Origin of the sequence: Paracoccus sp. PARArs4 (genome assembly GCF_947311865.1) — a bacterium.
Lineage (GTDB): Bacteria > Pseudomonadota > Alphaproteobacteria > Rhodobacterales > Rhodobacteraceae > Paracoccus > Paracoccus zeaxanthinifaciens.
This window is the reverse complement of the sequence record NZ_CAMZMW010000007.1, coordinates 53429-75345: the sequence shown is the minus strand read 5'-3', so window position 1 is coordinate 75345 and position 21917 is coordinate 53429. Positions and strand designations below refer to the sequence as shown.

Annotated in this window: 22 protein-coding genes and 1 pseudogene; 8 read left to right on the top strand and 15 right to left on the bottom strand. The window is 67.9% G+C overall.

Annotation, left to right across the window (positions count from 1 at the left end):
- Positions 1-10: 10 nt before the first annotated feature.
- A pseudogene (locus QMZ16_RS07580) lies at positions 11-453 on the bottom strand (hypothetical protein); the annotation flags it as partial.
- Positions 454-663: 210 nt separating this feature from the next.
- Between QMZ16_RS07580 and QMZ16_RS07575 the strand changes: the two are divergent.
- A complete protein-coding gene (locus QMZ16_RS07575; RefSeq protein ID WP_282602772.1) occupies positions 664-2175 on the top strand; it encodes a YifB family Mg chelatase-like AAA ATPase in 1512 nt (503 codons plus the stop codon).
- Between the two features lie 4 nt (positions 2176-2179).
- On the opposite strand, the gene gshB is transcribed toward QMZ16_RS07575, so the two are convergent.
- From gshB to rsmI, 3 genes are all read right to left on the bottom strand, one after another.
- On the bottom strand, positions 2180-3127 hold the full coding sequence (gene gshB / locus QMZ16_RS07570; RefSeq protein ID WP_022706634.1) for a glutathione synthase: 948 nt from the start codon (positions 3125-3127) through the stop codon (positions 2180-2182).
- Between the two features lie 65 nt (positions 3128-3192).
- Entirely contained in the window at positions 3193-3561 is a 369-nt protein-coding gene (locus QMZ16_RS07565) for a YraN family protein (RefSeq protein ID WP_282602771.1), read from the bottom strand.
- Complete coding sequence (rsmI, locus tag QMZ16_RS07560; RefSeq protein WP_282602770.1) at positions 3558-4457, bottom strand: 16S rRNA (cytidine(1402)-2'-O)-methyltransferase; 900 nt, start codon at positions 4455-4457, stop codon at positions 3558-3560. Before rsmI ends, QMZ16_RS07565 begins: the two co-directional genes overlap by 4 nt.
- A 118-nt stretch (positions 4458-4575) precedes the next feature.
- Between rsmI and QMZ16_RS07555 the strand changes: the two genes are divergently transcribed.
- From QMZ16_RS07555 to murJ, 3 genes are read left to right on the top strand one after another with little or no spacing between them, the layout of a single operon-like run.
- Positions 4576-5787 (top strand): penicillin-binding protein activator, encoded by a 1212-nt coding sequence (locus QMZ16_RS07555; protein WP_282602769.1) that lies wholly within the window; start codon positions 4576-4578, stop codon positions 5785-5787.
- A 21-nt stretch (positions 5788-5808) separates the two neighbouring features.
- Positions 5809-8592 (top strand): [protein-PII] uridylyltransferase, encoded by a 2784-nt coding sequence (locus QMZ16_RS07550; protein ID WP_282602768.1) that lies wholly within the window; start codon positions 5809-5811, stop codon positions 8590-8592.
- On the top strand, positions 8589-10118 hold the full coding sequence (murJ, locus tag QMZ16_RS07545; protein ID WP_282602767.1) for a murein biosynthesis integral membrane protein MurJ: 1530 nt from the start codon (positions 8589-8591) through the stop codon (positions 10116-10118). The genes QMZ16_RS07550 and murJ overlap by 4 nt, the downstream gene beginning before the upstream one ends.
- On the opposite strand, the gene QMZ16_RS07540 is transcribed toward murJ, so the two are convergent.
- On the bottom strand, positions 10115-10816 hold the full coding sequence (locus tag QMZ16_RS07540; protein WP_282602766.1) for a rhomboid family intramembrane serine protease: 702 nt from the start codon (positions 10814-10816) through the stop codon (positions 10115-10117). The genes murJ and QMZ16_RS07540 overlap by 4 nt on opposite strands.
- A gap of 76 nt (positions 10817-10892) precedes the next feature.
- Here QMZ16_RS07540 and trpS point away from each other — a divergent pair, with 76 nt between their 5' ends.
- The gene (gene trpS / locus QMZ16_RS07535) at positions 10893-11924 is read left to right on the top strand and encodes a tryptophan--tRNA ligase (RefSeq protein WP_282602765.1); all 1032 of its coding nucleotides are present in this window, start codon (positions 10893-10895) and stop codon (positions 11922-11924) included.
- 21 nt (positions 11925-11945) lie between these two features.
- On the opposite strand, the gene QMZ16_RS07530 is transcribed toward trpS, so the two are convergent.
- The 3 genes from QMZ16_RS07530 to QMZ16_RS07520 are packed head-to-tail and all read right to left on the bottom strand — an operon-like array spanning position 11946 to position 13843.
- Positions 11946-12938 carry a GGDEF domain-containing protein gene (locus QMZ16_RS07530; protein ID WP_282602764.1) on the bottom strand — a complete coding sequence of 331 codons (993 nt, stop codon included), beginning with the start codon at positions 12936-12938 and terminating at the stop codon, positions 11946-11948.
- Positions 12935-13498: a heme NO-binding domain-containing protein gene (locus QMZ16_RS07525; protein WP_282602763.1), complete on the bottom strand. Its 564-nt coding sequence runs from the start codon at positions 13496-13498 to the stop codon at positions 12935-12937. The genes QMZ16_RS07530 and QMZ16_RS07525 overlap by 4 nt, the downstream gene beginning before the upstream one ends.
- Before the next feature lie 54 nt (positions 13499-13552).
- Positions 13553-13843 (bottom strand): DUF3572 domain-containing protein, encoded by a 291-nt coding sequence (locus QMZ16_RS07520; RefSeq protein WP_282602762.1) that lies wholly within the window; start codon positions 13841-13843, stop codon positions 13553-13555.
- A gap of 114 nt (positions 13844-13957) precedes the next feature.
- Here QMZ16_RS07520 and QMZ16_RS07515 point away from each other — a divergent pair, with 114 nt between their 5' ends.
- From QMZ16_RS07515 to QMZ16_RS07505, 3 genes are all read left to right on the top strand, one after another.
- Entirely contained in the window at positions 13958-14986 is a 1029-nt protein-coding gene (locus QMZ16_RS07515) for a diguanylate cyclase (protein WP_282602761.1), read from the top strand.
- Positions 14987-15055: 69 nt separating this feature from the next.
- Positions 15056-15436, top strand: coding sequence for a DUF983 domain-containing protein (locus tag QMZ16_RS07510; RefSeq protein ID WP_282602760.1), 381 nt, complete (start codon positions 15056-15058; stop codon positions 15434-15436).
- Positions 15433-16104: an NUDIX hydrolase gene (locus QMZ16_RS07505; RefSeq protein WP_282602759.1), complete on the top strand. Its 672-nt coding sequence runs from the start codon at positions 15433-15435 to the stop codon at positions 16102-16104. Before QMZ16_RS07510 ends, QMZ16_RS07505 begins: the two co-directional genes overlap by 4 nt.
- On the opposite strand, the gene QMZ16_RS07500 is transcribed toward QMZ16_RS07505, so the two are convergent.
- The 7 genes from QMZ16_RS07500 to QMZ16_RS07470 all read right to left on the bottom strand — a co-directional run bounded on the left by QMZ16_RS07500 (position 16101) and on the right by QMZ16_RS07470 (position 21876).
- On the bottom strand, positions 16101-16871 hold the full coding sequence (locus tag QMZ16_RS07500) for an enoyl-CoA hydratase-related protein (RefSeq protein WP_282602758.1): 771 nt from the start codon (positions 16869-16871) through the stop codon (positions 16101-16103). The genes QMZ16_RS07505 and QMZ16_RS07500 overlap by 4 nt on opposite strands.
- Positions 16872-16937: 66 nt before the next feature.
- On the bottom strand, positions 16938-17387 hold the full coding sequence (locus QMZ16_RS07495; RefSeq protein WP_282602757.1) for a cytochrome c-type biogenesis protein: 450 nt from the start codon (positions 17385-17387) through the stop codon (positions 16938-16940).
- Entirely contained in the window at positions 17384-19327 is a 1944-nt protein-coding gene (locus QMZ16_RS07490) for a heme lyase CcmF/NrfE family subunit (RefSeq protein WP_282602756.1), read from the bottom strand. Before QMZ16_RS07490 ends, QMZ16_RS07495 begins: the two co-directional genes overlap by 4 nt.
- 80 nt (positions 19328-19407) lie before the next feature.
- Positions 19408-19920, bottom strand: coding sequence for a holin family protein (locus QMZ16_RS07485; RefSeq protein ID WP_282602755.1), 513 nt, complete (start codon positions 19918-19920; stop codon positions 19408-19410).
- Entirely contained in the window at positions 19911-20522 is a 612-nt protein-coding gene (locus QMZ16_RS07480; protein ID WP_282602754.1) for a holin-associated N-acetylmuramidase, read from the bottom strand. Before QMZ16_RS07480 ends, QMZ16_RS07485 begins: the two co-directional genes overlap by 10 nt.
- Before the next feature lie 83 nt (positions 20523-20605).
- Positions 20606-21055, bottom strand: coding sequence for a cytochrome c maturation protein CcmE (gene ccmE / locus QMZ16_RS07475; RefSeq protein ID WP_282602753.1), 450 nt, complete (start codon positions 21053-21055; stop codon positions 20606-20608).
- An 8-nt stretch (positions 21056-21063) separates the two neighbouring features.
- Positions 21064-21876, bottom strand: coding sequence for an aspartate/glutamate racemase family protein (locus QMZ16_RS07470; protein ID WP_282602752.1), 813 nt, complete (start codon positions 21874-21876; stop codon positions 21064-21066).
- Positions 21877-21917 lie beyond the last annotated feature (41 nt).

Genomic DNA, 21917 nt, shown 5'->3' with positions numbered 1-21917 from the left:
GGGGCTATTCATAAAACTTGCCTTCAGCGGTCTGCACTTCGGCGATGTCCATGTGGATCGAGCCAATGTCCACCACTGCTCCGAGGGCAATGGCGAGGGCCGATCGGATAGCGTTTGAACTTCGACCGCCTCGGTTTGTCGCCCTCGATGTCGGGCAGGCGTGAGATGCCATGCCGCTGTAGACACCGATGCAATGCTGAGCGTGTCAGGCGTGGGATGGTCGGCTGAAGGGCATAGAGGCAAGCGCAGCGCCATCGAGCGGGAGCAGCGTGTGGCGCCGAAACGCGACGATGGCCGCCTCCTCAGCCTCCGTGAGGACCGTCGAACGTGGCTCCTTTGGGCCGGTCTTGAGATCATCCACCGTCTGCCGTTTGCGCCACTTTGCAACTGTCCTGGGATTGATCCCAGCTTCCGGCTCAGCGTCGCGCTCGAAGCTTGCGATCATTCGGGCAGGCCCTCGGACCGGTGGCGGGCCGCCCTCACTATTGCTGCTCTGACGGCGTGCGTGGTCGTGGCGCTTCCATGATGAACTTGTCCCAGAGGGCATCCTTCCGCTGTTGGGAAAGGATCGCACAATCAAACCGTAGGATCAAACAACTACGCGGCTTTTAACCATGCCTTAACCATCCGGCCTTACCATTCCCCGAAACCCTGGGGAACAGAATGGTCGCCACCGCCTATACCGTCGCCTTCGAAGGCGTCGATGCCCGCCTGGTAGAGGTGCAGTGCTCCGTTGCGGCGGGTCTGCCGGGCTTCTCGATCGTGGGCCTGCCCAACAAGGCGGTGTCCGAGGCGAAGGAGCGTGTGCGTGCGGCCTTTGGCGCCATGTCCATCGCCCTGCCCAGCAAGCGGCTGACGGTGAACCTCTCGCCTGCGGACCTGCCGAAGGAGGGGTCGCATTTCGACCTGCCCATCGCGCTGGCGATCCTGGCCGCGCTGAAGATCGTCCCCCCCGAGGATGTCGCGCGCTGCGTTTCCCTGGGCGAGCTGTCGCTGGACGGACGGCTGGTCCCCGTGGCGGGCGCCCTGCCCGCAGCCGTCGCCGCGTCCGAGGATGACCGCAGCCTGATCTGTCCCGCCGCCTGCGGCCCCGAGGCGGCATGGATCCAGACCGTTCCCGTCTTCGGCGCAACGACGCTGCGATCCGTCGTCGATCATCTGAGCGACCGCAAACCCCTTTCCCCCTCTCAGCCGGGGATGCTGCGAGAGGACCCGACACGCGGATGCCTGTCCGAGGTGCGCGGCCAGGAACGCGCCAAGCGCGCGTTGGAGATCGCCGCTGCAGGGCGTCACCACCTGCTGATGGTCGGCCCGCCCGGCGCGGGCAAGTCGATGCTGGCATCGCGTCTTCCGGGCCTCATGCCCCCGCTGACCCCGTCCGAGGCGCTGGCCACATCCATGATCCATTCCGTCGCGGGCATCCTGCCTGCGGGCGGCATCTCTCGTCAGCCGCCGTTCCAGGAACCGCATCACACCGCGTCCCCGGCGGCCATCGTGGGCGGCGGGCGGTCCGCACGGCCCGGCCAGATCAGCCTTGCCCATCACGGCGTCCTGTTCATGGACGAGCTGCCCGAATATCCCCGCCAGGTGCTGGAGAGCCTGCGCCAACCCATCGAGACGGGCGAGGTCATGGTCGCCCGCGCCGCCCGTCACGTCAGCTATCCCTGCCGGTTCCTGCTGGTGGCCGCCGCCAATCCCTGCCGCTGCGGGCATCTGGCGGATGCCGCGCGGGCCTGTCCCAAGGCCGCGACCTGCGGGCAGGATTACCTCTCGCGCATCTCCGGCCCGCTGATGGACCGCTTCGACCTGCGGATCGAGGTTCCCGCGACGCGGATCGAGGATCTGGAAGGCGGCGCGGATGGCGACAGTTCGGTCGTGATCGCGGATCGGGTCGCGCAGGCGCGGCAGGTCCAGGCGGAACGCTATGCCGCCGAGCCGGGCGTCTCGGTCAATGCCGAGGCCACCGGCGCGATCCTGGAACAGGTCGCGCGCCCCGATGCCGAGGGTCAGGCGCTGATCCGCAGGGCCGCCGACCGGCTGGGGCTGACGGCGCGCGGATACCACCGCATCCTGCGCACCGCGCGCACCATCGCGGATCTGGACGGCGCCGAGGCCGTCCGCACCCCGCATCTGGCCGAGGCCATCAGCTATCGCCTGCCATTCGCGGCAGGCTGAGGGCTCAGCGTTCGGACAGGCGACGCTCGATCGCCTCCCAGATCGCGGCGGATGCGTTGATCCCGTCGAAACGCTCCAGCTCTTGCAGCCCGGTCGGAGAGGTCACGTTGATCTCGGTCAGCCAGCCGTCGATCACGTCGATGCCGGTGAAGATCAGGCCCTTCTCGCGCAGGGTCGGGCCGATGATCTTGCAGATCTCGTATTCGCGCTCGGTCAGGCCGATCTTCTCGGCGCGGCCGCCGACATGCATGTTGGAACGTGCCTCGCCCTCTTGCGGGACGCGGTTGATCGCGCCGACGGGCTCGCCGTCGACCAGGATGATCCGCTTGTCGCCCTTGACCACGGCGGGCAGGTATTTCTGCGCGATCATCGGTTCGCGGTTGATGCCGGCAAAGGTCTCCAGCAGCGAGGACAGGTTCGGATCGCCGGGCTTGAGGTGGAACACGCCCGCGCCCCCGTTGCCATAGAGCGGCTTGACGATGATCTCTCCATGGCGTTCGCGGAAGGCGCGGAAGGCGGCCGGATCGCGCGCGATCATGGTCGGCGGGGTCAGGTCGGGGAAGTCCAGGACCATCAGCTTCTCGGGGCAGTTGCGCACCCAGAACGGGTCGTTCACGACCAGCGTCTTCGGATGCACCCGGTCCAGAAGGTGGGTCGAGGTGACATAGGCCATGTCGAAGGGTGGGTCCTGCCGCAGCCAGACCACGTCGAACTCGGTCACGTCCACCTCGGCCCATTCGCCGAAGGTCACGTGATCGCCCTGCTTGCGGCGCAGCGTGATCGGGCGACCGCGCGCGATCACGCGCCCCTGGTCATAGCGCAGTTGGTCGGCGGTGTACTGGAACAGACGGTGCCCGCGGGCCTCGGCCTCGAGGCCGATGCGGAAGGTGCTGTCGGCATCGATCGACACGGCCTCGACCGGGTCCATCTGAAGGGCGACGTAAAGGCTCATGCTGCGCTCCTGATCATTCGGGGTGACATTTGGCGCTCGGGCGGGCGGGATGCAAGATTGCGGGGTCAGAAACCCGCGAACGCGTCGGGAAGGATCGCGACGCGGCCCGTGGCATCGACCAGCGCCGCGTCGAAGCGCATCTCGGTCGCAAGCGGCCTGCCGGTGGCGGCCAGGTATTCCTCGGCGGCGCCCATGATGCGGCCGGCCTGTGCGGGTCGGATGCGTTCGGCGGCGGCGTCATGGGTCGCGGCGGACTTGACCTCGACGAAGATCAGGGTCGCGTCCGCCCGCAGGATCAGGTCGATCTCTCCGCTGCGCCCGCGCCAGCGGCGGGCCAGCAGTTCGGCCCCCTGCGCGCGATATTCGCGCAGCACCGCATCCTCGGCCATGGCGCCCGACAGGTTCGCGGTCGTCCCGCGGGCCGCGCGCATCATTCGTCGCGCGACAGGGCCAGCGCGCGCTGATAGACGTCGCGCTTGGCCATCCCCAGGCTGTCGGCAACCTCCTTGGCGGCGTCCTTGACGGACATGCGGCCCATGCGGTCGCGCAGGGCGTCGTCCAGCGTCTCCTCGCTGATCTCGACCTCGCCGGGGCGGTCGATCAGCATCACGACCTCGCCCTTGAGGCTGTCCATGCGCGGATCCTGTGAAAGGTCGCTGGCCGTGCCGCGGATGACCTCCTCGAACTTCTTGGTCAGTTCGCGGGCGATGACGATGGCGCGGTCGGGATCCTGCAAGGCCAGCTCGGCCAGGGTGCGCGACACGCGGCGCGGGCTTTCGTAGAGGATCAGCGTCGCGTCGGTCGCCAGCCATGTCCGCAGCCATGTCCGACGCGCAGCCTCGGTCGAGGGCGGGAAGCCCAGGAACAGGAACCGGTCCGAGGGCAGCCCCGACAGGCTGAGCGCGGCCAGCGCGGCGGAAGGCCCGGGCAGCGCATGGACCCGCGCACCGGCCTCGGTCGCGTCCAGCGCCAGGCGGTATCCGGGATCGGCCACCAGCGGCGTCCCCGCGTCGGAACAATAGGCGACGCTTGCGCCTTCCTTCAGCGCGCCGATCAACGCTGGACGCGCGCGCGCGCCGTTATGGTCGTGATAGGCGATCAGCCGCCTGCCGCGCAGGGGGATGCCGTGGATCTCCATCAGGTGGCGCAGCACGCGCGTATCCTCGGCCGCAAGGATGTCGGCGCTGTTCAGCACGTCCAGCGCACGCAGGGTGATGTCGCGCGCAGCCCCGATGGGCGTCGCGACAAGGTGCAGGCCGGGGTCGATGCGCGCGGCCTCGATCCGGGCGGCGATGGGGCGGGCGCCTTCGGGCTGGGCTGAACGTTCCATGACATCTTTCCTTCGTCTTGGCCCCGCGTGGGTGCCGTGCCGTTGCCATCGGCACGCACCGGACATAGTCTGCGCCCGAGGACTTGCAAAACCAATAGTTCAACGGGGGAAGTTTCACATGTTCGCATCCACCACAAGCCGGACCGCCACGGGTGGGCTGCGCAGGGGCCTGACCCGCGCGGGCGCCGTGATCTCGGCCCTGTTCCTTGCCGCCTGCGAACCCGGCGCGATGACCGAACAGGCATCCGGCCCCGAAACCGGCCAGCTGATCGACCCTTCGCAGCCGGTGCGCGTGGCGCTGCTGGCCCCTGCGGGCACCGGCTCGGCCGATCTGGAATGGCTGGCGCGCAGCCTCAAGAACTCGGCCCGGATGGCGGCGGCGGATGCGCAGGGCGCCTCGATCGACCTGCGCATCTACGACACCGGCGCCTCGACCGAGGCCGCGGTGGCGCAGGCGAATGCCGCCGTCGATGCCGGCGCGCAGATCATCCTCGGCCCGCTGTTCGCCGAGGGTGCGAACGCGGTCGGCAACGCGATGGCCCCGCGCAACGTGAACGTCCTGACATTCTCGAACAACACGCAGGTCGCGGGTGGGAACGTCTTCATCCTGGGCAACAGCTTCGAGAACATCGCGGACCGCCTGGTCGGCTATGGCGTCAAGCAGGGCAAGCGCAACGTCCTGATCGTCGCCGAGGATGACGTCGCGGGCCAGCTGGGCGGTGCCGCGATCGAGACCGCCGCCGCGCGCAACGGCGCACGCATCGCGGGCCGGATCAACCATCCGGTTTCGGTGACCGGGATCGACGCCATCGTCCCGCGCGTGACCGAGGCCGCGAAATCGGGCAACGTGGATTCGGTCTTCATGACCGCGAACCACCAGGCCGTCCTGCCCTATCTGACCCAGCAGCTGGCCGATGCGGGCGTGCGTTCGCCCGCGACCCAGATGATGGGCCTGACCCGTTGGGACCAGCCCGCCAGCCGCCTTTCGGAGGCCCAGTTGGCCGAGGGCTGGTTCGCGATCCCCGACCAGGGCCTGATGCGCCAGTTCGAGGCCCGCTATGCCCAGACCCATGGCGAACAGCCCCATCCGCTGGCCTCGCTGTCCTATGACGGCGTGGCGGCCATCGCGTCGCTTGCACGCAGCGGGCGGCGCAATGCGCTGACCTCGACCTCGCTGACGCAGCGCGCGGGCTTTGCGGGCGTGGGCGGCATCTTCCGGCTGAAGGGCGACCGGACCATCCAGCGCGGCCTGTCGGTCGCGACCATCCGCAACGGCCAGCTGGTCGTGCTGGACCCCGCCCCGCAGACCGCGCGCGGCTTCGGGTCGTAACAACAGGACCAGACCGCCAAGATGACAGCCAAGCCCGACGCAGACGACGCCCCGGTTCCGACCGGGGCGTCCGACCTGTTCGACACCCCGACCGTCCTGTCCCGGCTGGATGCCGAGCTGGCGGATGTTTCCGAACCCAAGCAGATCCGCGCCCGCACGGTCGCGCTTCTGAGCCAGCTGCGCCAGGACGGCATGGCCCTGGTCGAGGCGGGCTTCCTGTCCCACCCCCGCGCCGCCCGAGAGACCGTGCGCGCCACGGCCGAACTGACCGACGTGATCGTCACTGCCGTCCACCACGTCGCGACGACGCACCTGCACCCCCTGCACACCCCCTCCGAGGCCGAGAAGCTGGCGATCCTTGCGGTCGGCGGTTATGGCCGCGCCGAGATGGCGCCCCAGTCCGACGTGGACCTGCTGTTCCTGACCCCCTGGAAGATCACCGCCTGGGCCGAGAGCGTGGTCGAATCCATGCTCTACATGCTGTGGGACCTGAAGCTGAAGATCGGCCATTCGATCCGCAGCGTGGACGACTGCCTGCGGCTGGGCGAAGGCGACATGACCATCCGCACCTCGCTGGTGGAACACCGCCTGGTGACCGGTCACGCCCCCCTGGCCGAGGAACTGCGCCACCGCCTGTGGTCCGAGCTGTTCGAGCGCACCATCCCCGAATTCATCGAGGCCAAGCTGGACGAACGCGCCGCGCGCCACACGCGCCAGGGCGGCCAGCGATACGTCCTCGAACCCAACGTCAAGGAGGGCAAGGGCGGCCTGCGCGACCTTCAGACCCTGTACTGGATCGCGAAATACATCCACCGCGTCGATCGCGCGGTCGAGCTGGTCGATCTGGGCGTCTTCTCGCGCGATGAGCATCTGGCGTTCTGGCAGGCCGAGGATTTCCTCTGGGCCGTGCGCTGCCACCTGCACCTGATCGCGGGCCGTCCGGTCGATGTGCTGTCCTTCGACATGCAGGTCGAGGTCGCCCGCCGCATGGGCTATGCCGACACCGCCGCGCGTCGGGGCGTCGAGTATTTCATGCAGGACTATTTCCGCCACGCGACCGGGGTGGGCGAGCTGACGCGCGTCTTCCTGACGGCGCTTGAAAACCAGCATGTCCGCACCGCGCCGATCTTCGGCAGGCTGTTCCGCAGGCGCCGCAAGATGCGCGCGGGCTTTGCCGACGTGCAGGGCCGCATCTCGTTCTCGACCGAGGCCGAGTTCCTGTCGGATCCGCTGAACCTGCTGCGCCTGTTCGAGGAGGCGCTGCGCACCGGCACCCTGATCCATCCCGACGCGATGCGCCTCGTGGCCGCGAACCTGCATCTGCTGGACGAGAAGGTGCAGGCCGACCCCGAGGCCATCTCGATCTTCATGGACATGCTGCTGAAGCACGGGAACCCCGAACGCGCCCTGCGCCGCATGAACGAGCTGGGCGTGCTGGCCGCATTCATCCCGGAATTCGAGCCGGTCGTGGCGATGATGCAGTTCAACGTCTATCACCACTATACCGTGGACGAACATTCGATCCAATGCGTCGCGGCCCTGGCCCAGATCGAGCGGGGCGAGCAGATCGAGGATCTGCCCCTGTCGTCCGAGATCATCGACGCAGGCGTGAACCGCCGCGTGCTGTACCTGGCCACGCTGCTGCACGACATCGGCAAGGGCCGGAATGAAGATCACTCGATCCTGGGCGCGCGCATCGCGCGCAGGGTCGCGGCGCGCTTCGGGTTCCAGCAGGACGATATCGACACGGTGGAATGGCTGGTGCGCAACCACCTGCTGATGTCCGACGTGGCGCAGAAGCGCGACATCGCCGACCCCCGCACGCTGCGCGATTTCGCCAAGGCGGTGAAGACGCGCAGGCGGCTGGACCTGCTTCTGGTGCTGACGGTCTGCGACATCCGCGGCGTCGGACCGGGGACCTGGAACAACTGGAAGGCCGCCCTGCTGCGCACGCTGCACCGCGAGACCGCGGCCGCGCTGGAAAACGGGCTGGAGGAGCTGAACCGCGACAAGCGCCTGGCCGAGGCCAAGCGTTCGCTCAAGCACATGCTGCTGGCCAAGGGCTGGGAGGCGAAGGCCATCCGCGCCGAGGCCGCCCGCCATTACGACGCCTATTGGCCGGGCCTGCCCACCCAGACCCACGCCGTCTTCGCCGAGCTGCTGCGCGAGGTCGGCCCGGACGAGATCCGCATCGACCTGCAGGCCGATGCCGACCGCGACGCGACCCGCGCGGCCTTCGTGCTGGCCGACCATCCGGGCATCTTCTCGCGGCTGGCGGGGGCCTTGACCCTGACCGGGGCGAATGTCGTCGATGCGCGGACCTATACCACGCGCGACGGGTATGCCACGGCGGTCTTCTGGGTGCAGGATGCCGACGGCCACCCCTTCGCCGAGGATCGTCTGCCCAAGCTGCGCCAGACCATCCTGCGCACCCTGATGGGCGAGATCGTCGCCCGCGAGGCATTCGCCAGCCGCGACAAGCCCAAGAAGCGCAACCGGGAATTCAAGTTCCCGACCCATGTCACCTTCGACAACGAAGGCAGCGACATCTATACCATCATCGAGGTCGATACCCGCGACCGTCCGGGACTTCTGTACGACCTGACGCGGACGCTGGCGTCGAACCACATCCAGATCGTCAGCGCGGTGATCGCCACCTATGGCGCGCAGGTCGTCGACAGCTTCTACGTCAAGGACATGTTCGGCCTGAAGCTGCACAGCGCGTCCAAGCGGGACGCCCTGGAAAAGAGACTGCGCGCCGCGATCATCGACGGCGTGAAACGGGCAGAGGCACCGAATACATGAAGACCGGACTTGTGCGCGGATTCCTGGCCGTGGGAATCTGGACGCTGATCTCGCGCGCGTCGGGCTTCGTGCGCGACATCCTGATGGCCGCATGGCTGGGCACCGGCGCGATGGCCGAGGCCTTCCTGATCGCGCTGTCGCTGCCCAACATGTTCCGCCGCTTCTTCGCCGAGGGCGCGTTCAACACCGCCTTCATCCCGATGTTCTCGAAGAAGCTCGAGGATCGGGACGAGGCGCAGCGCTTCGCGCAGCAGGCGTTCTCGGGGCTGTTCGCCGTGGTGCTGGTCCTGTCGGCGGTGGCGATGATCCTGATGCCGGGCCTCGTCTGGCTGATGGCGTCGGGGTTCCAGGGGGATGAGCGTTTCGACTTGGCGGTCGAATACGGGCGCATCACCTTCCCCTATATCCTGCTGATCTCGATGGCCTCGATGATCTCGGGGGTGCTGAACGCGAACGGGCGGTTCACGGCGGCGGCGGCCGCGCCCGTGCTGCTGAACCTGCTGTTCATCGTGGCGATGTATCTTGGCCGCTGGCAGGGCTGGGACCTGGGCCTGACGCTGGCATGGGCGACGCCCGTCACCGGCATCGCGCAGCTGGCGCTGGTCTGGTGGGACGCGCACCGGACGGGCTGGACCTTCCGCCCCCGCCGCCCGCGCATGACCCCCGAGATGCGCCACCTGGTCGCCGTCGCCCTGCCCGCCGCCTTCGCCGGTGGCGTGGTGCAGATCAACCTGCTGATCGGCCGCCAGGTGGGCTCGCGGTTCGAGGGCGCGATCGGCTGGCTGTCCTATTCCGACCGGCTGTACCAGCTGCCGCTTGGCGTGGTCGGCGCGGCGGTCGCGGTCGTCCTGCTGCCCGAACTGGCGCGCAGGCTGCGCGCGGGCGATCACGCGGGCGGCCAGCAGGCGTTTTCCCGCGCGACCGAGTTCGGGCTGTTCCTCACCCTGCCCTCGGCCTTCGCGATTGCGGTGATCGCGGACCCGATGGTCTCGACCCTGTTCGAACGTGGTGCCTTCAGCGCCTTCGACACGCAGCAGACCGCGGCGGCGCTGGTCGTCTATGCCCTTGGCCTGCCCGCCTTCGTGCTGCAGAAGATCCTGCAACCGCTGTATTTCGCGCGCGAGGATACGCGCACTCCCTTCCGCTTCGCGCTGTTTTCCATGGTTGTGAACGCGGCGGTGGCCTTCGGCCTGATGCCGCTGGTGGGCTTCCTTGCGGCGGCACTGGGCACGACCATCGCGGCCTGGGTCATGGTGGGGCAGTTGTGGTGGGGCACCCGCGCGATGGGCCAGGCGGCCCGCGCGGACGCCAAGCTGGTCCGCGCCTTCCCCCGCCTTCTGGCCGCATCGGCGCTGATGGCGGGGGCGCTGTGGGTCATGCGCGCCTGGCTGGAAGCGGGTTCCCTGGGGCGCGCGGCGTCGCTTGCGATCCTGGTGTTCGGCGGCGCCGCGATCTATTTCGCGCTGGCCTTCGTCATCGGGGGCTATCGCCCGTCCGAGCTGAAGGCCGCGGTCCGGCGGGGTTAACGCCGCCGGATCTGCCGCAGGGCGCGGGCCATGCCGCCATCGACCAGCGCGAAGCTGAGCGCGAAGCCGGTGGCAAAGCCCGCGACCTCGGCGATCCAACCGAGGCCCGCGCCCCCGAAGACCAGCCCGAATGCCAGCTGGAAAACCAGAAGCATGCCGATCAGCGAAAATGCCCGCATCCGGTTGGCGTTCACCGCGGCCAGCTTGGTCCACAGCAGGAAGGTGAACGCCCCCACGAGGCCATAGACCGCGGGATAGCCCCCGATCAGCGGCGCGTTCTGCAGCCCCAACGCCGCCAGCAGCAGCGAATAGATGACCGCCCCCCCGATGGCCGAACCGAAGAACAGCGCCACGACCGCCGCCGGGCGGAAGTTCCGCGCGACCAGGTTGCCAAGCGCCAGCGTGAAGACCGCGACGAACAGCGCATGCGTCAACGAGGCATGCACGAAGGCATAGCTGAACAGCCGGTAGAACTCGGACGGGGCCTGCTGCAGGAATTGCGGTGCGCGCTGGATCAGCTCGGGCGGCAGGGCGGCCATGCGGATGGCGGTCAGGCGCAGGCCCACCCCCTCGGCACCGCCGATCAGGCCGATGCCGCCAAGCGCGAAGATCGCCTCGGTCGCGATGACGGGCAGGGTCAGCAGCCAGATCACCGGCGGCAAGGGGTTCAGCGGGGATTCGGTCAGTCCGGGACGCATTGAATTTCCTTGAAGGTTGCGGAAGGCCCGGCCAACCGCTAAGCCAGCGGCCAGGAAATTCCAAGGCAGGCCGGTCATGTCCGAACCCCAAAACAGCACCTTCCGCCCGCGCATCTTCTCGGGGATCCAGCCCTCGGGCGGGCTGACGCTCGGAAACTATCTTGGCGCGCTCAAGCGTTTCGCGGCCCTGCAGGGCAGCGAGGCCGAGACGATCTATTGCGTGGTGGACCTGCACGCCATCACGGTCTGGCAGGAACCCGAGCAGCTGCGGATGCGCATCCGCGAGGCTGCCGCGGCCTTCATGGCGGCGGGCGTCGATCCGGCGAAATCGGTCCTGTTCAACCAGAGCCAGGTCAGCGCGCATGCCGAAATGGCGTGGCTGTTCAACACGGTGGCTCGCGTCGGCTGGATGTACCGGATGACGCAGTTCAAGGACAAGGCGGGCAAGAACAGCGAGAACGCCTCGCTCGGGCTTCTGGCCTATCCGGCGCTGATGGCGGCCGACATCCTGACCTACCAGGCGACGGCGGTTCCCGTGGGCGAGGATCAGAAGCAGCACCTGGAGCTGACGCGAGACATCGCCGCCAAGTTCAACCACGACTACAAGGTCGATCACTTCCCCATCACCCAGCCGCTGATCGAGGGCGTGGCCACGCGCGTCATGTCGCTGCGTGACGGGTCGAAGAAGATGTCGAAATCCGACCCCTCGGATGCCAGCCGGATCAACCTGACCGACGATGCGGATGCCATCGCGCAGAAGATCCGCAAGGCGCGGACCGATGCGGACCCCCTGCCCGGTTCGGCGGACGGGCTGAAGGACCGCCCCGAGGCGCGCAACCTGGTCAACATCTATGCCGCCCTGTCGGACGAGACGGTCGACCAGGTGCTGGCCCGGTTCGAGGGTCAGGGCTTCGGCGCCTTCAAGCCCGCCCTGGCCGAGGTCGCCGTCGCGTCCATGGCGCCGATCACCAAGGCGATGTCGGATTACATGGCCGACCCGGCCGAGATCGACCGCGTTCTGGCCGACGGTGCCGACCGGGCCGAGGCCATCGCGCGTCCGATCCTGGACCGCACCAAGGACATCATGGGCCTTTTGCGCACGCGCTGAAGGCCCGCGGGTCGCGACCGCTCAGCGGATCGTGGCCCGCCCCCGCCCCTCTCTCTTCGAGGCATAGAGCGCCTCGTCGGTCTGGTGCAGCAGATCGACCATGTCCTCGGTGTCGCCGGGACGCCAGATCACAACCCCGAGGCTTGCCGAAACGCGCAGCTCGCCCAGTTCGGGCGGCGACAGCGCCCTGATCGAGCCGATCAGCCGGTCCGCGATCCGCCCGATATCGCCGTGATTCGTCATGCGCCGCAGGATCAGCACGAATTCGTCGCCACCGATCCGCGCGGCGATATCGACCTTGCGCACGATGCCGCGCAGCACGACGCCGACATGGCGCAACAGCTCGTCCCCCGCCTTGTGGCCCAACCGGTCGTTCACCTGCTTGAAGTGGTCCAGATCCAGATGCACCAGCGCGAAGGCGCATTCCTCGGGGGACATGCCGACCTCGTGCGGGCGCTTCAACGCGGCCTGCAGCGCAAGCTCCAACCCCCGGCGGTTCCCGAGGCCCGTCAGCGGATCCGTCTGCGCCTGCTGGATCGCGGCCTCTCGCGAGCGGGCCAGCTGGCTGTTGAAGCGCGCAAGCTCGCGCAGGACGCCAAGATTGGCCTCTTGCAGGAACAGGAACTCCATCGCCAGCTCCGAGGGCGCGAAATCGTCGTCCGTCAGGCCTGCCCTGCGGATCGCGGCCTTCAGATCCGCCCCGAAACCAAGGTTCAGAAGCATCGCCCCGCCCGCAAGCTCGACCGCATGGCCGCGCAGGACAAGGTCGTCGATCCCCGCGATGCGCAGGAACAGACGCTCGCCCGAGGCGACGGCATCGCTGCAGATCGCCAGCAGCGGACGGGTCTTGTCGCCACGCGCGGGCAGCAGCAGGTCCAGCCCCTGGGCCAGTTGTGGCGCGATCTTGGCCAGGGTCGGTCCGACCGACAGGACCGCCCCGTCGCGCGACACGACCAGATGCATCGGCAGCAGCGCCCCGAGCGAGGGCGCGGGCATCATCACCGGCATGTTCATCGCACCACCTCGGACGATGCGACATCGAGCGAGAAGTCGCGGGCCTGCGCGAAGGACGTGTCCCAGACATCGACCCGGATCAGCGCCCCCTCGGTCGAGATGAGGCAGAGCGCGCCGTAATCGTCGGCCATCCCCCGCACGATGCCGATCAGCAGATGCCGCCAGGCCGCATCCGGCGGCGACATGGTCAGAAAGATAGAATGACCGACGGCTTCGACCTGGATCGCCGGCAGATGCAGGTTCGGCAGCACTAGATGCGCGCGGCCGGGCATCTCTTCGAGCCGCAGAAGGAAGTCGGTGAAATCACGCCCCGAGAAGCGCAGTAGGCGGCGGATGGCCTCGATCCGGGTCATCCATGCGCCCAGATCCTCCAGCATCTCGACCGTCGGCTTGACCAGCCGGAACGCGGCACGGTCCAGCATCCGCATGCCGTGGACGCGCCCCGGAACCGGGTCGTTCTCCTCGGTCGTGGCCAGTTCGTCGGTGATCGTCCCGACAAGCCCCTCACCATAGGTCGCGCGAAGAAACTCCTCGACCGTGCGATTGATCAATGTGTCCATGCCCACCTCTTTTGGGCACAGCATTACCGCGCGCGGGTTAAGAAAAGGAAAAGCTCAGTCGGCTTCCCAGCCATAGCTTCCCGGCCCCGAAAGAACGGTGCGGGCGGCCATGATGTCGCGCGGATCGCGCCCGATCCCTTCGGCGATCTCGAGCAGGCGGTCGTCCTGTTCGACGATGTAATCCAGCAGAAACACCGCGATCTCGGGGCGCGAGGCGACCTGGCGCAGCGCCGAGGGTTCCAGCCCGCTGGTGCCAAGAAAGCCCGCAAGCTGTTCGGGGCGTTCGGCCAGCGCCAGAAGAATGTCCGTGGCAAGTTCCTGCGCGCCTTGCTGCGAAATGGCCATGTGCCGGTCCCCGATATGCGTCGATTGGTGAGGCGCGTGATGCGCGGAAATGATTTCTTAAGCTTTTCGGCGCAGAACATGAAGCAAGTTAGGCAAGATTTTCAGGATCCAGAGATGACAGCACGCATCCTTGTGGCGGACGGATCGGCGACCGCACGCATCACGTTGAAGGTGCGTCTGGGTTCGGCCTGCCACGGGGTCGCGACCGCAGGCACCAGCGCCGAGGTTCTTGGCCTGCTGTCCCGCGGCTCGGTCGATCTGCTGATCCTGAACGGACCGCTTGCCGACATGAGCGCGGCCGCGGCATGCCAGTTGTTGCGCAGAACGCCGGCGACGGCGACCACGTCGATCGTCGTCATGGTGACCGGGCGCGAACGTCTGGCGGCGCTGTGCGCGGGGGCGACGGCAACGCTGGACCCCGCGGTCGAGGACGAGATCCTGCTGGCCCAGATCCGCCGTCTTCTGTCCGAATCGCAGCAGGAAGGTCCGGTGGGCTTCGGCATGGCCGAGCTTCGGGCGCGCCCGAATTCCTGCGATGCGTCCTATGCGATCGTCACGGACGCCGGATCGCGCAACAGTCACGCGATCGCGCTGGACCTTGGCGCGGGCGAGGTGCTGGCAGACCCCTTCGCGGATGCGGGCGCGGCGGATGCCTCGGCCATCGCGCTGGACGGGCTGCTGGCACGCAAGTCGCGCAAGGACCGCAAGCGGGCAGAGACGCAGCGCCAGCTGGAGGAGGCAATCAAGGACCCGCTGACCGGTCTGTTTAATCGCCGCTATGCCGAACCGCGCATGCTGCAGATCGCGCGGAACGCCGCGCAGTCGGGGACTGGCTTCGCGATCCTTGCGCTGGATCTCGACCACTTCAAGTCGATCAACGACCAGCTGGGCCATGCGGCAGGCGATGCCGTTCTGGCCGAGGGGATCCGCGCCGCGATCTGTGGCCAGCCGGTCCGCATAGGCGGGACACGGCAGATCGGCGTCAGCGCCTCGATCGGCGTCAGCCACGCGCATCCCCACGCGGCGCAGGATGCGGCCGGTGTCGTCACGGGCGTGATGCAGCGGGCGGATCTTGCGCTGATGGCGGCGAAGAAGGCCGGGCGGAACCGTGTCATCGCGTCGCATCCCGAACGCGCGGCCTGACGGAACCCGGACTGGTAAAGCGGGCGGCCAGGGCCTAGGTTCTTAGGACATCCCACGGAGGTGCCAGGCATGGAAAGCACTGCGACATATCAGGATCGGCCCACGGGCCAGGCGATGACGCGCGGCGCCAAGCTGCGTTGCCCTGCCTGCGGCGAGGGACGGATGTTCACGAGCTATCTCAAGGTCGCGGACCACTGCCCCGATTGCGGCGAGGCGCTTCACCATCAGCGCGCCGACGATGGGCCGGCCTATCTGACGATCCTGCTGGTCTCGCACATCGCCGCGCCGATCCTGCTGGCATCCTATGTCGCGTGGCGCCCAAGCGCGATCACCATGCTGGTCGTCTTCAGCCTGGGAACGATCGTGTCGTCGCTGGTCCTGCTGCCGATCATCAAGGGCGGCTTTGTCGGCCTGCAATGGGCGCGGCGGATGCACGGGTTCGGCGAATGACCGACGCGCCCATCCGCCCCGCCGCGACCGTGCTGCTGCTGCGCCGGGACGGGTCCGAGCCGCGCGTCCTGATGGGGATGCGGGGTGCGAAGGCCGTGTTCATGCCGTCGAAATACGTCTTCCCCGGCGGTGCGGTCGATGCGACCGACGACGCGATCCCGCTTGCGTCCGGCCTTGGCCCTACCTGCGCCGCCCGACTGCGGGCCGAGGGTCAGAACCCCGACGCCATCGCGGCAGCAGCCCTGCGCGAACTGGTCGAGGAAACCGGCCTCATGATCGGACGCCCCGGCGCGCAGGCCACCACCCTTCCGGGATACGCGGATGCGGGCCTTCTGCCCGACGCCTCTGCGCTGACCTATTTCTTCCGCGCCATCACCCCACCCGGCAGGCCGCGCCGCTTCGACGCGCATTTCTTCCTTGCCGATGCGAACCGGCTGAGCGGCGATCCCGACGATTTCGGCGCCGCCTGCGACGAGCTTTCGCACCTGCACTGGGTCGCCCTGTCCGAGGCGCGGCAACTGGACCTGCCCTTCATCACCGAGGTGGTCCTGGCCGAACTGGCCTCGGTCGCGCGAGGGCTCGGCCCGGACGAGGCCATTCCCGGCCCGGCGACGGTTCCCTTCTTCGACAACCGGGGAACCGCCCCCGCCTTTCGCCAGATCGCCTAGCGTCCGGTAAAGCTCGGCTTGCGCTTCTGAAGGAACGCCCCGACCCCTTCGGTGAAGTCGCGGCTGTGCCCGGCCTTGCCCTGCAACTGCGCCTCGAGCGCGAGCTGTTCTTCCAGGTCGTTCCCGAAGCTTGCCGAAACCGCCTGCCTGATCGACAGGTAAGCGCCCGTCGGCCCCTCGGACAGCTGGCGCGCGCGGTTGGCGACGACGGCCTCGAATTCCTCGTCGGGGACGGCCTGCCAGATCATGCCCCAATCGACCGCCTGCTGCGCCGAAACCGGTTCCGCGAACAGCATCGCGCCCATCGCACGCGCATGGCCAATCGCACGCGGGATATACCACGTGCCCCCCGCGTCGGGGATGAGGCCGATCCGCGTGAAGGCCTGGATGAAGCTGGCCGAGTTCGCGGCGATCACCACGTCGCAGACCAGCGCGACATTCGCGCCCGCCCCCGCGGCCACGCCGTTCACGGCGGCGATGACGGGCACCGCGCAGCCGGTGATCGCGCGCAACATCGGCTCGTATTCCTCGCGCAGCGTCCTTTCCAGGTCGATCGCGGCACCGGCATCCGTCAGGTCCTGCCCCGAGCAGAAGCCGCGCCCCTCGCCCGTCAGCACGACGCAGCGCACGCCCTCGGGCAGATCGCTCAGCGCGGCCGTGATCTCCTGGCGCATCGTCGCGTTCAGCGCGTTCATCATCTCGGGCCGGTTCATGACGACACGCAGGACGGCGTCCTGGTGTTCAACCCGAATGGTCTGGAATTCCATCTGTTCCCCCCTTGGTTCAGGGGGATCATGGGCGCAAACCACGCCCCGCGAAAGCGCGACCCCGCGTCAGTCGCCGCGCATCAGATCGTCCAGCCGGCGACGCTCGGCCTCGTCCAGGTCGTCGGGCATCGGCTGGGCGCGGTCGCGCCCACGCAGAAAGCGCCAGGCGGCGAAGGCCACGATCAGCGCCATGATCGGCCCCGCCAGCCACAAGACAAGGTTCGCACCCGTCGCGCGGGGACTGAACAGCACGAACTCTCCAAAGCGGTCTACAACGTTGTCGACCACCTGCGCGTCACTGTCGCCCGCGACAAGCCGCTCGCGCACATAGAGCCGCAGATCCCGGCTGATCGCGGCGTTCGAATCGTCGATATTCTCGCCCTGGCAGACCGGGCAGCGCAGATCGCGAGAGATCGCCCTTGCCCGTTCCTCCAGTCGCGGGTCGTCCAGAACCTCGTCGGGCTGGACGGCCATCGCCGGACCGGCAAGCAACAGCAACAGAAGCAGCGCCCTCATGCGGATGCCCTCCGGGCGGCGGCGGCCACGCGATAGCGACGGTCGGACAGGCTGATCAGGCCGCCAAGCGCCATCAGGATCGCCCCGCCCCAGATCCAGTTCGCGAAGGGCTTGATATAGGACCGGACGGCCCAGCCGCCCTCGGGCTGTTCGTTCCCGATGACGACATAGAGGTCGCGGAAGAAGCCATAGTCGATCCCGGCCTCGGTCGTGGGCATGCCCTGCACCGGATAGACGCGCTTCTCGGGTCGCAGCGTGGCGACGCGGGAACCGCCGCGCGACACCTCGATCACGGCCATCTGCGACAGGTAGTTCGGGCCGCGAACCTGATCAACCTGTCGAAGCGTCAACTGATAGGACCCGAGCGCGAAGGGCTCGTCGATCCTGGCAACGCGGATATCCTCGACCTCCCACGCCTGGATCAGGGCGACGGCGATGAAGGTGACGCCCAGACCCGCATGCGCGACGGCCTTGCCCCAGTCGGCGCGCGGCAGGCGGAACAGCCGCCGCCAACCCGAATTACCGGTGCGCTGCCACAGATCCACCGCGGATCCGGCGATCAGCCACGACCCGAGCGCCGCCCCGATCACCGCCAGCGCCGAATGCCCGGTGGACAGCGCGAAGACCAGCGCCGCGACCGCAGCCGACAGGACCGCGGCCCCGCGCAACGGGCGCAGGGTGCGTGCGATCCGCGCCCGCTTCCACGGCATGATTGCCCCGAGGGGCAACGCGATGGCCAGAACGATCATGAAGGGCGTGAACGCCTTGTCGAAGAAGGGCGGCCCGACGGACAGGACGCGGCCCCAGACCAGTTCCGCGACAAGGGGCCAGATCGTGCCGATGAAGACGACGAAAGCGCTGACGGCCAGCAGCACGTTGTTCAGCACCAGCGCCCCTTCGCGCGACAGGGGCGAGAAGACGCCCTTGGCCGTCATCTGCGAGGCACGCGCCGCAAACAGCGTCAGCGCACCGCCGATGAACAGGACCAGGATGCCCAGGATGAAGACCCCGCGCTGCGGGTCGCTGGCAAAGCTGTGAACCGAGGTGATGACCCCCGACCGCACGATGAACGTCCCGATGAGCGAGAAGCCGAAGGCCATGATCGCCAGCAGGATCGTCCAGCTCTTCAGCGCCTCTCGCTTCTCGACGACGATGGCGGAATGCAGCAGCGCCGCCGACAGCAGCCATGGCATGAAGCTTGCATTCTCGACCGGGTCCCAGAACCAGAAGCCGCCCCAGCCCAGCTCGTAATAGGCCCACCAGGACCCGAGCGCGATGCCGATGGTCAGGAACACCCATGCCGCCAGCGTCCAGGGACGCACCCACCGCGCCCATGCGGCATCGACGCGCCCCTCGATCAGCGCGGCGACGGCGAAGCTGAACGCCATCGAAAGCCCGACATAGCCCAGATATAGGAACGGCGGATGGAAGGCGAGGCCCGGGTCCTGCAACAGCGGGTTCAGGTCGCGCCCGTCGAAAGGCGGATCGCCCAAGCGCCAGAACGGGTTCGACGTGAAGATGATGAAGGCGAGGAACGCCACGCTGATCGCGCCCTGCACTGACAGCACCCTTGCGCGCAGCCGTGGCGGCAGGTTCGGACCGAAGATAGCCGCCGCCGCCCCGAACAGCGCCAGGATCAGCACCCACAGCAGCATCGACCCCTCGTGGTTCCCCCAGACGCCGCTGATCTTGTACAGCATCGGCTTCGAGCTGTGAGAGTTCTCGTAGACCAGCCGAAGCGAGAAGTCCGAGGTGACGAACGCGACGGTCAGCGCGGTAAAGCTTGCCGCCAGCAGCAGAAGCTGCACGATCGCCGCCGGTCGCGCCGTGTCCGCGACACCGGCCCAGCCGCGCGAAAGCCCCAGCATCGGCACCGTGCATTGAAAGATCGCGACCATGAACGCCATGATCAGCGACAGGTGGCCAAGCTCTGCGGTCATTCGACGGGTCCCCTTCTCGCGCCCGGGGACCATAGTTGCGGCGCGTCGCCTGCGAAAGACCCTGCGGCGACGCGCCCCGGTCACTTTCCTTGCGACCGCGCCCAATCGCGCAGCGCGGCGTTGTCGGCAAAATCGTCGATGGGCGCGACGAAGGGCTGCGGTTCGGGGGTTCCGGCGGTCGCAGGCACGGACCAGCCGCGATTGCGGAAGTGGTGTGCCTCTCGTGCGCCGAAATAGAACCCGACGATCGCGCCCATCAGCCACCAGAGCGGCTCGGGGACGGTCTGAAGCCCCTGCATCCGCAGCCCGAAGCCCGCAGGCTCGATCATGGCATAGATGAACAGGCCCATCGTCCCCAGTGCCAGCAAGGGGCGCGGAAGGCGGTTCAGCGCGTTGACGAAACCGTCGAACCAGCCCTGTCGCGGGGCCGCGAATTCCTTGCCGTGCTGATCCAGCGCGCGGGCGAACGCCTCTTCGTCCAGTTCCATCCGGCGGGTGGCGTTGCGGGTGAACACCTCGGCCATTCCCGTGGCGGCGCTGCCCAAAGCGCCGACGGCGGGGGCGACCCCGATGAAGCGGTCGATCATGCCCATGATGCGACTCTCGCCCGATGTTCAGCCTCGGTCAGGTGATAGCGGGCCGAGATGAACTCCTCGGCGCGCGTGATCCAGCCGCCCTTGCCGCCCGAATTGCTGCGCGCGTATTTGCGGCTGGCCGCCCGCTGGTCCGCCAACGCATAATAATAATTGCGCCGCGCGATCCCGTAGGCATCGGCGATGTGATCGGGGGCCACTGCTGCCGCGCCTGTCACCGCGGCGATGGTTCTGGGTCCGACGACCCCGTCATCGGCGGCGGCAAAGCCCATCCGGGTGACCAGCCGCTGCAGGATCTTCACCGCGTTGCTGCCCGCGTTCACATACATGTCGAACACGCTCGGCTGGACGGCGGCAGGCAGCTCGGCCAGGCGCGGCTTGTCGAAATAGTGCTGCACGAAGATCTGTTCGGCCTGCGCGCGCGTCAGGGCGCGGACATCCGCGGCATCCACCTTGCCGTCGCCCGTCAGGTCCATGCCGAGGCCCCGCATGGTGCCGATGGTCACGCCGTAATTCGTGGCCCCGCCCGGATCGTCCGGGTCGTTCACATAACCGCCCTCGCGTCGGACGATGTCCCGCGCGATCTGTTCGACTGTCTGCATGATGCGTCCCCGCTTGATCCCGAATGCCGGAATGCTGGGGAAACCGCGTTAACGGCCCGTTAACCGATCGCGCGTTGCACGGATCAGGACGACGGCTCCTGATAGACGCCGGTCTCTTTCAACGTGTCGATGACCTCGCGCGGCATGTAGGTCTCGTCGTGCTTGGCAAGGATCTCGCGGGCCTCGAAGCGCCCGTTGCGGAACCAGCCCTTGGCGATGGTTCCCTGCCCTTCGCTGAACAGATCGGGCCGCGGTTCGCGCCCGACATAGCTGACCGGGATCTCGGTGGCGCCATCCGTGATCACGAAATCGAACGCCACACCCGCCCCATCGCGGATCGAGCCGCCCTTGACCAGCCCGCCCAGCTGGAAGAACTCGTCCGCGTCGGGCGCGGCCTCGGCCACCTGGCTGGGCGAGCGATAGAGGTTGATGCCGTCGCTGAAACCGATCCCGATCAGGACCGACGCCGCCGTCAGCGCAACGGCAGCCGCCGCGATGATCTGGATACGGCGCTGTTTCTTCAACGATTTCATGGCGCCCCCTATGCGGCTTCAAACTCGATCCGGCGGCGCAGGAACTGCGTGGCCTTGCCCGAGACGCGCACCGGATCGCCCGTGGTCAGGTAACGCGAGCGCACCCCCTCGCCCGTGAATTCCGGACGGCGCACAAGATAGTCCGCAAGGCTGTCGGCCACCAGTCCCGCCTGGCTGTAGACCTGCACATCGGGCCCGAGCGCCTTCTGGAACGCATCCTGCATCAGCGGGTAATGCGTGCAGCCGAGGATTGCAGCCTGCGGGTGCGGCATCCGGCGCATCAGCGCCTCGACATGGCTCGTGACCATCGCTTCGGCCAGGATCTCGTCGCCCATCTCGATCGCGTCGACCACGCCGCCGCAGGGCTGCGCCTCGACATCGACGCCGACGGCGCGGAAGGCAAGCTCGCGCTGGAAGGCACGGCTTGCGACCGTGGCGGGGGTCGCGAACAGCGCGACATGCTTGACCGCCACCTCTCGCGGGGGGGAATTGTCACCCCACCGGCGTTCGGTCAGCGCCTCGATCATCGGAACGAAGACGCCCAGAACGCGCTTGTTCTCGGGCAGCCAGGTTTCCTGCATCCGCTTCAGCGCCGCCGCGCTTGCGGTGTTGCACGCCAGGATCACCAGATCGCACCCTTCGGCCCACAGCCGTTCGACGCCGCGGCAGGTCAGATCGAAGATGTCGTCGGCGGTCCGCACCCCATAGGGCGCATGGGCGTTGTCGCCCAGATAGACCAGCGGCAGGTCGGGCAGCCGCGCGGCGATGGCCTGATGGACCGTCAGACCGCCAAGACCCGAATCGAAAACGCCTACCGCCATTGAAACTCTCCCGTTGCGCGTGGCGCCCTTCATAGGACGCC